This is a genomic window from Streptomyces sp. 147326 (genome assembly GCF_045000215.1).
In the GTDB taxonomy this organism is placed as follows: domain Bacteria; phylum Actinomycetota; class Actinomycetes; order Streptomycetales; family Streptomycetaceae; genus Streptomyces.
The window spans coordinates 5,348,410-5,363,193 of record NZ_CP134201.1; the positions used below are offsets into that span (position 1 = coordinate 5,348,410).

At 73.1% G+C, this 14,784-nt stretch carries 10 protein-coding genes; 5 read left to right on the forward strand and 5 right to left on the reverse strand.

The features are described 5' to 3' along the window. Positions 1-35 precede the first annotated feature (35 nt). Positions 36-908 carry a cellulose-binding protein gene (locus RIU97_RS24560; protein ID WP_404959737.1) on the forward strand — a complete coding sequence of 291 codons (873 nt, stop codon included), beginning with the start codon at positions 36-38 and terminating at the stop codon, positions 906-908. Between the two features lie 55 nt (positions 909-963). On the opposite strand, the gene RIU97_RS24565 is transcribed toward RIU97_RS24560, so the two are convergent. After that, a complete protein-coding gene (locus RIU97_RS24565) occupies positions 964-1,878 on the reverse strand; it encodes an alpha/beta fold hydrolase (protein ID WP_404959738.1) in 915 nt (304 codons plus the stop codon). Between the two features lie 81 nt (positions 1,879-1,959). Here RIU97_RS24565 and RIU97_RS24570 point away from each other — a divergent pair, with 81 nt between their 5' ends. Beyond that, entirely contained in the window at positions 1,960-2,523 is a 564-nt protein-coding gene (locus RIU97_RS24570; protein ID WP_404959739.1) for a CGNR zinc finger domain-containing protein, read from the forward strand. A 17-nt stretch (positions 2,524-2,540) separates the two neighbouring features. On the opposite strand, the gene RIU97_RS24575 is transcribed toward RIU97_RS24570, so the two are convergent. The 3 genes from RIU97_RS24575 to RIU97_RS24585 form a co-directional block, all read right to left on the reverse strand. Then, positions 2,541-3,107, reverse strand: coding sequence for a hypothetical protein (locus RIU97_RS24575; RefSeq protein ID WP_404959740.1), 567 nt, complete (start codon positions 3,105-3,107; stop codon positions 2,541-2,543). Positions 3,108-3,110: 3 nt separating this feature from the next. Next, complete coding sequence (locus RIU97_RS24580) at positions 3,111-3,974, reverse strand: hypothetical protein (protein ID WP_404959741.1); 864 nt, start codon at positions 3,972-3,974, stop codon at positions 3,111-3,113. Between the two features lie 113 nt (positions 3,975-4,087). Beyond that, a complete protein-coding gene (locus RIU97_RS24585; protein WP_404962920.1) occupies positions 4,088-5,698 on the reverse strand; it encodes an MFS transporter in 1,611 nt (536 codons plus the stop codon). Positions 5,699-6,075: 377 nt separating this feature from the next. On the opposite strand from RIU97_RS24585, the gene RIU97_RS24590 reads away from it, so the two are divergent. Next, the gene (locus RIU97_RS24590) at positions 6,076-6,852 is read left to right on the forward strand and encodes an ABC transporter ATP-binding protein (RefSeq protein WP_279399180.1); all 777 of its coding nucleotides are present in this window, start codon (positions 6,076-6,078) and stop codon (positions 6,850-6,852) included. Further along, complete coding sequence (locus RIU97_RS24595) at positions 6,849-9,434, forward strand: ABC transporter permease (RefSeq protein WP_404959742.1); 2,586 nt, start codon at positions 6,849-6,851, stop codon at positions 9,432-9,434. Before RIU97_RS24590 ends, RIU97_RS24595 begins: the two co-directional genes overlap by 4 nt. Before the next feature lie 86 nt (positions 9,435-9,520). Here the strand turns inward: RIU97_RS24595 and RIU97_RS24600 are convergent, their stop codons facing one another. After that, positions 9,521-10,780 carry a DUF2079 domain-containing protein gene (locus tag RIU97_RS24600; protein ID WP_404962921.1) on the reverse strand — a complete coding sequence of 420 codons (1,260 nt, stop codon included), beginning with the start codon at positions 10,778-10,780 and terminating at the stop codon, positions 9,521-9,523. A gap of 440 nt (positions 10,781-11,220) precedes the next feature. Between RIU97_RS24600 and mfd the strand changes: the two genes are divergently transcribed. Then, the gene (gene mfd, locus RIU97_RS24605; RefSeq protein ID WP_404959743.1) at positions 11,221-14,760 is read left to right on the forward strand and encodes a transcription-repair coupling factor; all 3,540 of its coding nucleotides are present in this window, start codon (positions 11,221-11,223) and stop codon (positions 14,758-14,760) included. Positions 14,761-14,784 lie beyond the last annotated feature (24 nt).

Genomic DNA, 14,784 nt, shown 5'->3' on the forward strand with positions numbered 1-14,784 from the left:
TTGACGGGAATCCCCGCGAGAGAGGCGCATCCAGGATGAGTGCACCCATTGCGACCGTGCGCGGTCGCGGCTACCGCATGGAAGAGGTCGACCGGTATCTCGCCCGGCTCTCCGGGAGCCGCGACGACGCCTGGGAGCGGGTGGCACGGCTGACGGTCCTGGCCAAGCAGATGGAGGCGGAGGCGGCCCGGCTGCGGGAGGCGGTGGCCGGACTCGCCCCGCAGACGTACGACGAACTGGGCGAGCGGGCCCGCCGGATCCTGCTGCTGGCGGAGGAGGAGGCGGACGCCCTGCGGATGGACGCCCGGGCCGACGCGTTCGCGACGCTGGGCGCGGCCGAGGCGCGGGCCGACCGGGCGGCGGACCTGGCCCGGGGCGACGCGGAGGCGGTGCGCGAGCAGACGGAGGTCCGGGTCCGGCAGGGGCTGCTGCGGGCGCAGAGCGAGGCGGACGACGTACGGGGGCGGGCGCGGGAGGACGCGGCGGCGTGGCGGGCGGAGGCGGCGGCCGCGCTGGCGGAGACGCGGCGGCGGGCGGACGCGGAGCTGGCGGAGCGCGAGCAGGAGCAGGCGGAGCGGTGGGAGACGGCGGAGCGGGGCCTGGCGGCGCGGGAGGCGGAGCTGGAGGCGCGCCTCGACGAGCTGGAGCGGCACGCGGAGGCCCGCCTGGCGGAGGCCCGGCGGGGGTTCGCTGAGGCGGAGGAGTCGGCCCGGCACGGGCAGGAGGACGCGGAGGCGCGGGCCGCGGAGCTGGTGGCGGCGGCGCGGGTGCGGGAGGAGCGGGTGGGGCGGGAGACGGAACGGGTCCTGCGGGAGCATGCGGAGGCCCAGGAGGACATGCGGGCCCACATGAACCACGTCCGCTCCAGCCTGGCGGCCCTGACGGGCCGGGCCCCCGCGGAGGGCTGACGCGGAGCGGCCCCCGCGGCGCCGCTGCCGGGGGCCGGCCCCCGGACCCCGCGCCTCAAACGCCGGCGGGGCCGGAGGGTGCGGCGGGACTGGAAGCGGCCAGTTCGGTGAGGAAGGCCTCGATCAAGGGGGCGATTTCCGGGAGGTGGGTTTCGAGGGCGAAGTGGCCCGCGCCCTCGAAGATGTGGACGGCGGCGTCCGGGGCGTCCTGGAGGTAGGCCTTGGCGCCCGCCGGCGTGAAGAAGGGGTCGCCCGCGCCCCAGACGACCAGCACCGGCACCCCCGCGCTCCGCAGCCACGCCTGCCAGGCGGGGTAGTGCGCGAAGTTCGAGGCGTAGTCGAAGGCGAGGTCGGCCTGGGCGTCGGCGCGGCCGGGCAGGCCGAGGTGGTGCACGTCGAGGGTCAGGCTGTCGGGGGAGATGAGGGCGGTGTCGGCGACGCCGGTCTCGTACTGGAAGCGGGTGCCCTCCAGGGTGAAGAGGCCGCGGATCCGCTCCTCGTTGCCGGGGACCTCGCGCCGGAGTCCGGCGAACTCGCGGGCCGCGTCGGACAGGCCCTCCTCGTACGCGTTCCCGTTCTGGACGATCAGGCCGGTCACCCGTTCCGGGCGGCGCGCGGCGAGCCGCAGTCCGACGGGGGCGCCGAAGTCGAAGACGTACAGGGCGTAGCGGTCGAGCCCGAGGGCGTCGGTGAAGCCCTCCACGATGTCGGCGAGCCGGTCGAAGGCGTACGTGAAGGCGGCCGGGGCCTCGGTCCGGCCGAAGCCGGGGTAGTCGGGGGCGATCAGGCGGTAGGGGGTGTCGCCGAGGGCGTCCATCAGGCGGGCGAACTGGTGCGAGGCGGTGGGGAAGCCGTGCAGGAGCAGCAGGACGGGGCCGTCGGCGGGGCCGCTCTCGCGGTAGGCGACGCGGACTCCGTCCACGTCGGCGGTGCGGTGCTGGACGGTCGGGATGGTGCGGCGAGCGGTCATCACATGCCTCCTGCGGCTTCGTTTCCATTAGTTTTGCCGGTGATCGCTAATGGGTCAAGTGGTTGCAGTAGCATTAGTCGGGTGACAGTGACCTTCCCGCTCACCGGCGAACCCCTCGCGCTGGACCTCCTCAACACCCTTACCGCCGAGGGCGACCTCGTCGCCGACCCGGCGGGGCTCGCGGCCTGGCTGGACGCGCAGGCCGGTCGGCTGACCCCGGTCGGCGCGGCGGGCGCGGCCGAGGTGGCCGCCGTACGGGCCGTACGGGAGGCCGCGCGCCCGGCGCTCGCCGCGGCCCGGCGCGGCGAGCGGCCCCCGGCCGGGGCACTGGCCGCGCTGAACGGGGCCCTGGCCGCGGCGCCGTCCCACCGGGTGCTGGCCTGGACGCAGGAGGGCGGCACGACCGCGCCCGCGCACCGGCCGGCAGGCCCGGTCCCGCGGCTCGCGGCCGAACTGGCCGAGGCGGTCGCGGAACTCCTGACGGACCCCCGGGTGGGGCAGGTCCGCGAGTGCGAGGCGCACGACTGCGTGCTGCTCTTCCTCCCGGCGCACCCCCGCCGCCGCTGGTGCGTCGCCTCCGTCTGCGGCAACCGGGCCCGGGTGGCCCGCTACTACGCCCGCCACAAGGGGCAGTCGGACGGGTGAAGGGCTGAAGAGACGGCCTAGAGGTCCCGGAGGGGGGCCGTGAGGAGCACGTCCACGCGGGCGACCGTGACGAAGCACAGGAGCGCCAGCTCGCCGCGGTCGAGACCGTCCGTCTCCCATCCGCCGCCGCGCGAACGGGAGATGACCCGTGCCCCGCCGCCGGTCCCGGTCTCCCGGACGAACCTCCGGTGGAGCCCGTGCGCCGTGAACGACAGGGTCCGTCCGTCGTCCAGGGCGAAGTGGATGCCCCGGCGGCTCGGCAGCGGCGATCTTCCCCGGGCCCGCGCCGTGAACGGCACGCCGTCGAGCGTGCCGTGGACCCCGCGCCGCATCCGCGTCCGCACGCCGTGCCAGGGCGGCGCGGCGTCGTCGACCTCCAGCACGGTGTCCTCCCCGAGCACGAGCTGCCAGCGTTCCCGGGCCTCGGCCCGGGCGGTGGCGGTCAGCCGCGCGCCCGGCTCCCGCAAGAGCGTGTACGTGCCGTGGGGCGTGGGGATCTCGGCGTACCGGGCGCGCGCCTCCGCGGGGCTCAGCCAGGTCCTCGACGGTGCGCGCCAGGACGGCGCGATACGGGTGGCGGGCATCGCCTAGCCGGCCGGCTGCTGCTGCGGGGCCGGGCGGGCCGGGGACTCGTAACGGTAGGGGTCGCTGCGCAGGCCCCGGGCCGTGACCGTCACCTCGAACGGGGCGGCCGTGCCCTGCGGGAGCGGGGCGCTCAGGGTGCCCGTCGCCGGGTCGAGGAAGGCGGGGGCGGCGGCGCCGTTCACGCTCACCTGGGCCGGGGCCCCCGCGGGGCCGGGGCCGAAGCCGCCGCCCTGGACGGTGAGCAGGCCGTCGGCGACGGAGACGTCGGTGATCACCGGGTTGGCGCGGACGGCCATCTTGTTCACCAGATAGGCGCCCGCCGGGGCGCCGGTCAGGGCCCACATCTCGGCGGGCAGCCGCGGGAGCCCGCCGCCCACGTCCGCGAGGAAGAACAGCACCACGTACAGCATCGTGACCGCGCTGAGCGCGACGTACTGCAGGTCGACGAGGTCGGTGCGCCCGCTGTCGTTCGCGATCAGCTCCCGCAGCGGCCGCCGCCCCGACTGCGTGGGCTTCGCGGCCGGCTTGGCCAGGGTGCCGTTCTCCACGCGCAGGCCGACGACCGTCTTCGCCGCGATCAGCGCCACGTACGGGCCGCCGAGCAGCGGCAGGTAGACCGTGGTCAGCTGGGACAAGGGGCCGTCGGCGCCCCGGAAGTAGGTGACTCCGCCGCCCGAGGCGAGCCCGTACGCGAGGATGGCGAGCAGCAGCCAGACCAGGATCACCGTCCAGGCCAGGGCGAGCGTCGTGGAGGTGGAGAGCCGGCCGTCGCGGCCGGTGACGAAGGCCGGGCTGCGGCGCAGCCGCAGGCCGATCGGGCCGGCCAGCGCGGCCAGTAACAGCAGTGCGAACAGTGCGGATGCCATGTCGTCCCCCCGGATAACGGTGCTGCGTACGAGGGTCTCCCACTGTCCCGGGCCATGACAAGTCGGGGCGGCCGCCCGGCTGTTGTCCCCCGGCAGCCGCCCCTCGCGCAGGCCTACTCCTCGCGCAGCTCCGGCAGGACCGGGAACCTGCGGGGCGCCACCAGCAGCAGGATCAGCAGCGCGGCCGCGGCGGCCGCGCTCGCGCCGAGGAAGATGTGCTCCACGGCGGCGGCGACGGCCTCGCGCAGGTAGTCGGCGGCGGCCCGCGGGAGCAGCTCGGGCCGCTCCAGTGCCTTCGCCACGTCGTCGAGGTGATCCGGGAGCCCGGGCACGGGGGCATCGGCGAGGCGGGCGGCGATGGTGGCGTTGGCCACGGCCGCGAGCAGGGCGGCGCCCACGCTCTGGCCTACCTGCCGGCAGAAGAGCACCGAGGCCGTGGTGGTCCCGCGCTCGGCCCAGCCCACCGTGGACTGGACCCCGACGATCAGCGGGAGCTGGAAGAGGCCGAGGGCGGCGCCCAGCAGCAGCATGATCAGCGCGGGCTGCCAGGGCCGGGCGGGGTGCGGCAGCAGGGTGAAGGAGTAGAGGATCACCGCGGCGAGGCCGATCCCGACGGCCGCGGTGTTCCGGAAGCCGATGCGCCGGTAGACGTGCTGGCTGAGGGCGGCGCTGATGGGCCAGCTCAGGGTCATCACGGACATCACCAGCCCGGCGCCGACCGGCCCGAGGCCGAGCACGGATTGCGCGTACGTCGGCATGAACACCATAGGGGCGACCATCAGCAGCCCGAGCGCGGCCAGGGCCAGGTTGACCGCGGCGATGGTGCGCCGCCGCCAGACCCAGCCCGGCAGGATCGGTTCCTCGGCCCGGCGTTCCACCACGACCACCACCGCGGCCATGGCCGCGCTCGCGCCCAGCAGCCCCAGCGAGGGCGCGGACAGCCACGGCCAGGCGACCCCGCCCTGGACGAGCGCGAAGAGCAGCAGCCCGCCACAGGCGAAGACGGCCAGGGCGCCCGCCCAGTCGACGGGCCCCCGGCGCCCGGGGGACCGTACGGGCTCCACCAGGTGACGGGCGACCATCCACAAGGCCAGGGCGGCCAGCGGCAGGTTGAGCAGGAAGATCCAGCGCCAGTGGGCGTACGAGGCGAGGAGTCCGCCGAGCGCCGGGCCGGCCACGGCCGAGGTGGCCCAGACGCTGGACATCCGGGCCTGGATCTTCGGGCGGTCCTTCAGCGGGTAGAGGTCGGCGGCCAGGGTCTGGACCGTGCCCTGGAGGGCGCCGCCGCCCAGGCCCTGGACGATCCGGAAGGCGATCAGGGCGGCCATGTTCCAGGCGAGCGCGCACAGCAGCGAACCGACGAGGAAGAGGCCGATGCCGAAGAGGAGGACGGGCTTGCGGCCGAAGGTGTCGGACAGCTTCCCGTAGACGGGCAGGGTGACGGTGACGGCCAGCAGATAGCCGGAGAAGAGCCAGGAGAAGACGGAGAAGCCGCCGATGTCGCCCACGATCTGCGGGACGGCGGTGGCGACGATGGTGCTGTCGAGGGCGACGAGGGCCATGCCGAGCATCAGCGAGGCGACCACGGGGGCCGGTGGCCGGCCGCCGGCCTGCCGGGCGGCCCCAGCGCCGCCCGCACCGGCACCGGCCGGTGGCTGCGAGCCCGTGGCCGAAACGGCCGCCCCCGCCGCCCCTGGCAGGTGGTCCGCGCGCCCCTCGGGCATGCCGTCCTGGCCTCCGCCCGTGCTCTCCGCTGCGGCCACCGAGATTCCTTCCCCCTGCACGTAACTGCGGGGAACACCTTCTCACCGCCCCCGCGTCCCGCGGTATCCCCCAGGCCCTCTCCCCCGAAGGGCGGACATCCCCTAGGGGTCCCTCCGCACAACGGGCCAGGGGCGGTTCCTCCCGGCGGAGGAGGTGGGGCCACCGGGCGTCTCCTTAACTGGAACATACGGACCGGGAGGTGGGGGGTGGGGATAACCCCCGGGTGGATACGGCGATGGGCACCAGCGTGCCAAGGCCCCCACCCGCCGCAGACTTCATGACGACGACGCACGCAGACGCACACAGGCGAAAAGGGAGAAAGACCGTGACAACGGCTATGACCGAAACCAGGCACGGGGGTACTGGAGGGCATGCAGCCGTCGCGGCCCGGGCGCGCAAGGTCGTCAAGGCCTACGGCTCCGGGGAGACGCGCGTCGTCGCCCTCGACGACGTGGACGTGGACATCATGCGCGGCCAGTTCACCGCGATCATGGGCCCCTCCGGCTCCGGCAAGTCCACGCTGATGCACTGCCTCGCCGGTCTCGACACGGTGACCAGCGGGCAGATCCACCTGGACGACACCGAGATCACCGGGCTGAAGGACAAGAAGCTCACGCAGCTGCGCCGCGACCGGATCGGCTTCATCTTCCAGGCCTTCAACCTGCTGCCCACGCTCAACGCCCTGGAGAACATCACGCTCCCCATGGACATCGCGGGCCGCAAGCCCGACGCGGAGTGGCTGAACCGGGTCGTGGAGACCGTGGGTCTCGCCGGCCGGCTCAAGCACCGCCCGACCGAGCTCTCCGGCGGCCAGCAGCAGCGCGTGGCGGTCGCCCGCGCCCTCGCCGCCCGCCCGCAGATCATCTTCGGCGACGAGCCGACCGGAAACCTGGACTCCCGCGCCGGCGCGGAGGTACTCGGCTTCCTGCGCCGTTCGGTGGACGAGCTCGGCCAGACCATCGTCATGGTCACCCACGACCCGGTCGCCGCCTCCTACGCGGACCGCGTCATCTTCCTGGCCGACGGCCGGATCGTCGACGAGATGTACGGGCCCACCGCCGACCAGGTCCTGGACCGCATGAAGGACTTCGACGCGCGCGGGCGGACGTCATGAGCAACACCGTCCTGAAGACCTCGCGGCGCAACTTCGTCGCGCACAAGGGGCGGATGGCGCTCTCCGCCGTCGCGGTCCTGCTCTCCGTCGCCTTCGTCTGCGGCACCCTGGTGTTCACCGACACCATGAACACCACCTTCGACAAGCTGTTCGCCGTCACCAACTCCGACGTGACCGTCAGCCCGAAGGCGGCCGAGGACGGCGAGGAGACCCCGGACCGCGGCAAGCCCGAGATGCTCGCGGGCTCGGTCGTCGAGCAGGTCAAGAAGGCCGAGGGCGTCAAGAGCGCCGAGGGCGGCGTCGTCTCGATGTCCGTCACCGTGGTCAACTCCAAGAACGAGAACATGGGCTCGACCACCGGTGCCCCGACCATCGCGGGCAACTGGAGCGACAACGAGCTCAAGTCCATGAAGATCACCTCGGGCCAGGCCCCGCGCGGCCCGACCGAGGTGATGGTCGACGCCGACACCGCGGAGAAGCACGGACTGGGGATCGGGGACGAGCTGCGCACCATCGCCGTCACCGGTGACATCCGCGCCAGGATCACCGGCATCGCCACCTTCACCGTGACCAACCCGGGCGCGGCCGTCGTCTACTTCGACACGGCCACCTCGCAGCAGGCCCTGCTCGGCTCCGCCGGCTCCTTCACGCACGTCAACGTCACCGCCAAGGACGGGGTGAGCGACGAGCAGCTCAAGCAGAACATCGCGACCGCCGTCGGCGCGGACACGTACAAGCTGCAGACCGCCAAGGAAGCCGCGGACGCCAACCGCAAGGACGTCGGCTCCTTCCTGAACGTCATGAAGTACGTGATGCTCGGCTTCGCCGGCATCGCCTTCCTCGTCGGCATCTTCCTGATCTTCAACACCTTCTCCATGCTGGTCGCCCAGCGCACCCGCGAGATCGGCCTGATGCGCGCCATCGGCGCCGACAGCGGACAGGTCCTCAAGTCCGTGGTCGTCGAGGCCTTCCTGCTCGGCGTGGTCGGCTCGGTCCTCGGTGTCGGCGCGGGCGTGGGCCTGGCCGTCGGCCTGATGAAGCTCATGGGCCAGATGGGCATGCACCTGTCCACCGACGACCTGACCGTCGCCTGGACCACCCCGGTCGTCGGCATCGTCCTCGGTGTCCTCGTCACGGTCGTCTCCGCCTTCGTCCCGGCCCGCCGCGCCGGCAAGGTCTCCCCGATGGCCGCGCTGCGCGAGTCCGGCACCCCCGGTGACAAGAAGGCCGGCCGCATCCGCGCCGCCCTCGGCCTCGTCCTCACCGGCATCGGCGCCGCGGGGCTCTTCCTCGCCGCGGCCGCCGAGAAGGCCGGCACCGGATCGCTGTGGCTGGGCCTGGGCGTCGTCTTCAGCCTCATCGGCTTCATCGTGATCGGCCCGCTGCTCGCCGCGGGCGTGGTCCGGGTGCTCTCCGGCGTGGTGCTGCGGCCCTTTGGGTCGGTGGGCCGGCTCGCCGAGCGCAACGCCCTGCGCAACCCGCGCCGCACCGGCGCCACCGCTGCCGCGCTGATGATCGGCCTCGCGCTGGTCGCCTGCCTGTCGGTGGTCGGCTCCTCGATGGTGGCCTCCGCCACCGACGAGCTCGACAAGTCCGTCGGCGCGGACTACATCATCAACTCCGAGACCGGGCAGCCCGTGCTGCCGCAGGCCGAGCAGGCGCTGCGCTCCACCGGCGGCCTCGACCACGTCACCGCCTACCGGGAGGTGCCGGCCACGCTCACCGCCCCCGACGGCGCCACCGAAGAGGATGGTCTCGGCGCCACCGACCCGACGTACGCCCAGGACATCCGGCGCAAGATGGTCGCCGGCGAGCACGCGGCGGCGTACGGCAAGGACTCCATGTCGGTGGGCTCGGAGTACGCGACCAAGCACGGCATCAAGCTCGGCGACGAGATGACGGTCGCCTTCACCGGCGGCAACACCGTCAAGCTGAAGGTCGCGGCCATCACCAGCGACAGCGGCAACATCGACAAGGGCATGAAGTACATCAGCACCGAGGTGGCCCGGGCCAACGTCCCGGCCGACCGGCTGCCGCTGCCCTTCATGCTGCTGGCCAGCGCGAAGGACGGGCAGTCCGACGCGGCCGCGTACAAGGCGGTCAAGGCGGCGATGGCCGAGTACCCGCAGTACATGGTGCGCAACCAGGCCGACTACAAGCAGGCCCTGAAGGACCAGGTCGGCCAGCTGCTGAACATGGTCTACGGGCTCCTCGGCCTCGCCATCATCGTCGCCGTCCTGGGCGTCGTGAACACCCTGGCCCTGTCGGTGGTCGAGCGGACCCGCGAGATCGGCCTGATGCGCGCCATCGGCCTCTCCCGCCGCCAGCTGCGCCGCATGATCCGCCTGGAGTCGGTGGTCATCGCCCTCTTCGGCGCCCTGCTCGGCCTCGGGCTGGGCATGGGCTGGGGGGCCAGCGCCCAGCAGCTGCTGGCGCTCCAGGGCCTGAAGGTCCTGGAGATCCCGTGGCCGACGATCATCGGGGTGTTCGCCGCCTCGGCCTTCGTGGGCCTGTTCGCCGCACTGGTCCCGGCCTTCCGGGCAGGGCGGATGAACGTTCTGAACGCGATCGCGAGCGAGTGACCGCTGCGCGGTCGTACGGGGGAGGGCGCCGGCCCGGGACCTTTGGTTCCGGGCCGGCGCCTTGCCGTCAGCCCGTCAGCCGCTCGTCAGCCGCGCTGCAGCAGGACGATCCCGGCGGCCTCGCCCACCAGGGTGTACCGCTCACCTGGGTGCAGCTGGCCGGCGTAGACGGCCGGGTCGCCGGCCCACCGGGAGGAGTTGTCGATGGTGATCCAGTCGGGGACCACGCCCTTGCTGCCGCCGATCCACAGGACCCGGCAGCGGGAGGTCAGCCGGGTCAGCGGCGTGGTGTCGGCCTCCACGGTGGCCCCGTCGGGGATCCGGTCGAGGAGCCGCTCGATGGCGGTGACCCGGTCGGGCTTCTCGTACGTACGCGCCTCCGCGAGCTTCGCGGTCGGCATGGCCGTCGCGGCCAGGGCGAGGCCGGCGGCGAGGACGGCGGTGGGCAGCTGGAGGGAGTACGCGCGCAGCCGGGGCCGCTCGCTGCGCCGGAACGTGTCGATGGCGTCGACGAGGGCGAGGGAGACGACGGGCATGAGCACGGCGCTGTAGTGCCAGTCGGTGGACCAGTAGTGGTCGTCCCCGGACAGGAAGCGCCAGCCGAGGGTGGGCGCGGCGACCAGCAGCAGCGGCGAGCGCAGGGCGAGCAGCCCGGTGGTGGGGATCAGCACCCACCCCAGGGTGGCGAGCTTCGTGCCGGTGCCGGCGAACGGGCCGCCGCCGTCGATCTTGTGCCAGTAGCCGTAGCCCTCGGTCGCGAAGGCCGGTATGAAGACGGTGAACACGAGGACGGCGAAGACGGCGCCGAAGGCGGCGACGCCGAGCGCGGTCCACGCGGTGCGGCGGTCGGTGGTCCAAGCGCGCCAGGTCACGACCACGGCCAGGGCGGCGAGCGTGAAGCCGAGGTCCTCCTTGACGAGGACCAGCGGCAGCGCCCACAGCAGCGCGGCCCGCCAGCGCCGGGCGAGCACCGCCTCCAGGGAGAAGGCCAGCAGGGGCATGGCGAAGGCGATCTCGTGGAAGTCGAACTCCACCGCCCGCTGGACTCCCCAGGACAGCCCGTACGCGATGCCGATCGCGACCCCGCGGGCCCGGCCCAGGAGCCGTCCGGCCGCCCTGGTGACGGGGACGGCGGAGAGTGCGAACAGCGCGGCCTGCACGACGAGCAGGGTGAGCGGGCCGGGGAAGAGCCGGTAGAGGGGAGCGGCGAGCGCGATGACCGGGCTGAAGTGGTCGCTGAGGATGTTGGCCCCCGGCCCCTTCAGGTCCGCGACGGGCTCCTGCAGGTGCGCGTACGCGCGGATCGCCTGCTCGAAGATGCCCAGGTCCCACGAGGCCCAGTCCATCCGCCGGAACCGCCCGACGGAGAGGACGAGGTACACGAGGAACAGGCCGCCGGCGACCGCGTACGGTCCGGCCCACCGGCTCCCGGCCGGCTTAGCCCGAGCCGCTTTGGCCTGCGCCGGTTTCGCCTGCACCGGGTCCGGACGCGCCGGAACCGCCGCGGCTTCCGGCCGGGCTATGGCATCGCTCGTCACGGCCTTCGTGCCCCCTCGGCGAGCTCGGACGTCAGTACCTCGACATCGTAGAGGGGTGCGAACCCACCCCCGGTTGCTCCCGTGGGCCCTGCGGTCCGGGCCCGTGCGGGCGCCGGCTCCGTCACCCGCACGGGCGACCTGAATCCCCCGCGCGTGGCGGCGGGGCGCGTCGTAGGGTGGGAACCCCCGGCCCGTGCGACGTGTCGGGCCCTTCGCGTTGCCCCTTCACCGGACGGAAAGCCTCCTTCATGAGCCTGCACGGACTGCTCGACGCCGTCACCCGGGACCCGGCCCTCGCCGAGGCGGTCACCGCGGCCGGGGACGGCAACCGCATGCACGTGGACCTGGTCGGTCCCGCCGCCGCGCGGCCCTTCGCGATCGCCGCGCTGGCCCGGCGGACCGAGCGGACGGTGCTCGCGGTCACCGCCACCGGGCGCGAGGCCGAGGACCTGGCCGCCGCGCTGCGCTCCATGATGCCGCCGGGCCACCAGGACACAGTGGTGGACTACCCGTCCTGGGAGACGCTCCCGCACGAGCGGCTCAGCCCGCGCAGCGACACCATGGGCCGCCGGCTCGCGGTCCTGCGCCGGCTCGTGCACCCCAGCAAGGACGATCCGGCGGCCGGGCCGGTGAGCGTGATCGTCGCTCCCATCCGGTCCGTGCTCCAGCCGCAGGTCAAGGGGCTCGGGGAGCTGGTGCCGGTCAGCCTGCGCCAGGGCGGGAGCGCCGACCTCGGGGAGGTCACGGCGGCGCTGGCCGCCGCCGCGTACGGGCGCGTCGAGCTCGTCGAGAAGCGCGGGGAGTTCGCCGTGCGCGGCGGCATCCTCGACGTGTTCCCGCCCACCGAGGAACACCCGCTGCGCATCGAGTTCTGGGGCGACGAGGTCGAGGAGATCCGTTACTTCAAGGTCGCCGACCAGCGCTCCCTGGAGGTCGCCGAGCACGGGCTGTGGGCCCCGCCCTGCCGCGAGCTGCTGCTGACCGACTCCGTACGGGAGCGGGCCGCAGCGCTCGCCGAGGCCCATCCCGAGCTCGGCGAGCTGCTGAACAAGATCGCCGAGGGGATCGCGGTCGAGGGCATGGAGTCCCTGGCCCCGGTCCTCGTCGACGACATGGAGCTGCTGATCGACGTCCTGCCCGCCGGTTCGATGGCCGTGGTCTGCGACCCCGAGCGGGTACGCACCCGGGCCGCCGACCTGGTCGCGACGAGCCAGGAGTTCCTGATGGCCTCCTGGGCGGCCACGGCGGGCGGCGGAGAGGCCCCCATCGACGTCGGCGCGGCCTCGCTGCGCGGGATCGCGGACGTACGCGACCGGGCCCGCGAGCTGAACATGATGTGGTGGTCGGTCTCCCCCTTCGCCGCCGACGAGACGGTGGGCGGGGACACCCTGAAGCTCGGCATGCACGCGCCGGAGGCCTACCGCGGCGACACCGCCCGGGCGCTGGCCGACACCAAGGGCTGGATCGCCGACGGCTGGCACACGGTCTACCTCACCGAGGGCCACGGCCCGGCCGCCCGTACCGTCGAGGTGCTCGGCGGCGAGGGCATCCCGGCCCGGCTGGAGTCCGAGCTCCGCACCCTGGAGCCGTCGATCGTCCACGTCGCCTGCGGTTCGGTCGACAACGGTTTCGTCGACCCGGCCCTGAAGATCGCCGTCCTCACCGAGACGGACCTGACCGGCCAGCGCACCGCCACCAAGGACCTGGGCCGCATGCCGACCCGGCGCCGCAAGACGATCGACCCGCTGACCCTGGAGGCCGGCGACTACATCGTCCACGAGCAGCACGGCGTGGGCCGCTACGTCGAGATGGTCCAGCGGACCGTCCAGGGCGCCACCCGCGAGTACCTGCTGGTGGAGTACGCGCCGGCCAAGCGCGGGCAGCCCGGCGACCGGCTCTACATCCCCACCGACCAGCTGGAGCAGGTCACCAAGTACGTGGGCGGCGAGGCCCCGACCCTGCACCGGCTCGGCGGCGCCGACTGGACCAAGACCAAGGCGCGCGCGAAGAAGGCCGTCAAGGAGATCGCCGCCGACCTCATCAAGCTCTACAGCGCCCGCATGGCGGCCCCCGGCCACATCTTCGGCCCGGACACCCCCTGGCAGCGCGAGCTGGAGGACGCCTTCCCGTACGCGGAGACGCCCGACCAGCTCACCACCATCGCCGAGGTCAAGGAGGACATGGAGAAGTCCGTCCCCATGGACCGGCTGATCTGCGGCGACGTCGGCTACGGCAAAACCGAGATCGCCGTGCGCGCCGCCTTCAAGGCCGTCCAGGACGGCAAGCAGGTCGCCGTCCTCGTGCCGACCACCCTGCTCGTGCAGCAGCACTTCGGCACCTTCTCCGAGCGGTACGCGCAGTTCCCGGTCAAGGTGAAGGCGCTGTCCCGCTTCCAGAGCGAAACGGAGTCCAAGGCCACCCTGGAGGGGCTGAAGGAGGGCTCGGTCGACATCGTGATCGGCACCCACCGCCTCTTCTCGCAGGAGACGAAGTTCAAGGACCTGGGCCTGGTCATCGTCGACGAGGAGCAGCGCTTCGGCGTGGAGCACAAGGAGCAGCTGAAGAAGCTCCGCGCCAACGTCGACGTGCTCACCATGTCCGCGACGCCGATCCCGCGCACCCTGGAGATGGCGGTGACCGGCATCCGCGAGATGTCGACGATCACCACCCCGCCGGAGGAGCGGCACCCGGTGCTCACCTTCGTCGGCCCGTACGAGGAGAAGCAGATCGGCGCGGCCATCCGCCGTGAACTGCTGCGCGAGGGCCAGTGCTTCTACATCCACAACCGGGTCGAGTCCATCGACCGGGCGGCCGCCAAGCTGCGCGAGATCGTGCCCGAGGCGCGGATCGCGACGGCGCACGGCCAGATGTCGGAGCAGGCCCTGGAGCAGGTCGTCGTCGACTTCTGGGAGAAGAAGTTCGACGTCCTCGTCTCGACGACGATCGTCGAGTCCGGCATCGACATCTCCAACGCGAACACCCTGATCGTGGAGCGCGGCGACAACTTCGGCCTGTCCCAGCTGCACCAGCTGCGCGGCCGGGTCGGCCGTGGCCGCGAGCGCGGTTACGCCTACTTCCTCTACCCGCCGGAGAAGCCGCTCACGGAGACCGCGCACGAGCGCCTGGCCACCATCGCCCAGCACACCGAGATGGGCGCGGGCATGTACGTGGCCATGAAGGACCTGGAGATCCGCGGTGCGGGCAACCTGCTCGGCGGCGAGCAGTCCGGTCACATCGCCGGCGTCGGTTTCGACCTCTACATCCGCATGGTCGGCGAGGCCGTCGCCGACTACCGGGCCGCCGTCGAGGGCGGGGTGGAGGAGGAGCCGCCGCTGGAGGTCAAGATCGAGCTTCCGGTCGACGCGCACGTCCCGCACGAGTACGCGCCCGGCGAGCGGCTGCGCCTGCAGGCGTACCGGTCCATCGCCTCCGCCAACTCCGAGGCGGACATCAAGGCCGTACGGGAGGAACTCACCGACCGCTACGGCAAGCTGCCCGAGCCGGTGGAGAACCTGCTGCTGGTGGCCGGACTGCGGATGCTCGCCCGGGCCTGCGGGGTCGGGGACATCACCCTCCAGGGCAACAACGTCCGCTTCGGGCCGGTGGAGTTGCGCGAGTCGCAGGAGCTGCGCCTCAAGCGCCTCTACCCGGGGACGGTGCTCAAGCCCGCCACCTCGCAGGTGCTGGTCCCGCGCCCGAAGGCGGGCAAGATCGGCGGCAAGCCGGTGGTCGGCCGGGAACTGCTGGCCTGGACCGGCGAGTTCCTCACCACCATCCTCGGCTCCTAGCCGGATCGCCGCTTTCGGCCGCCC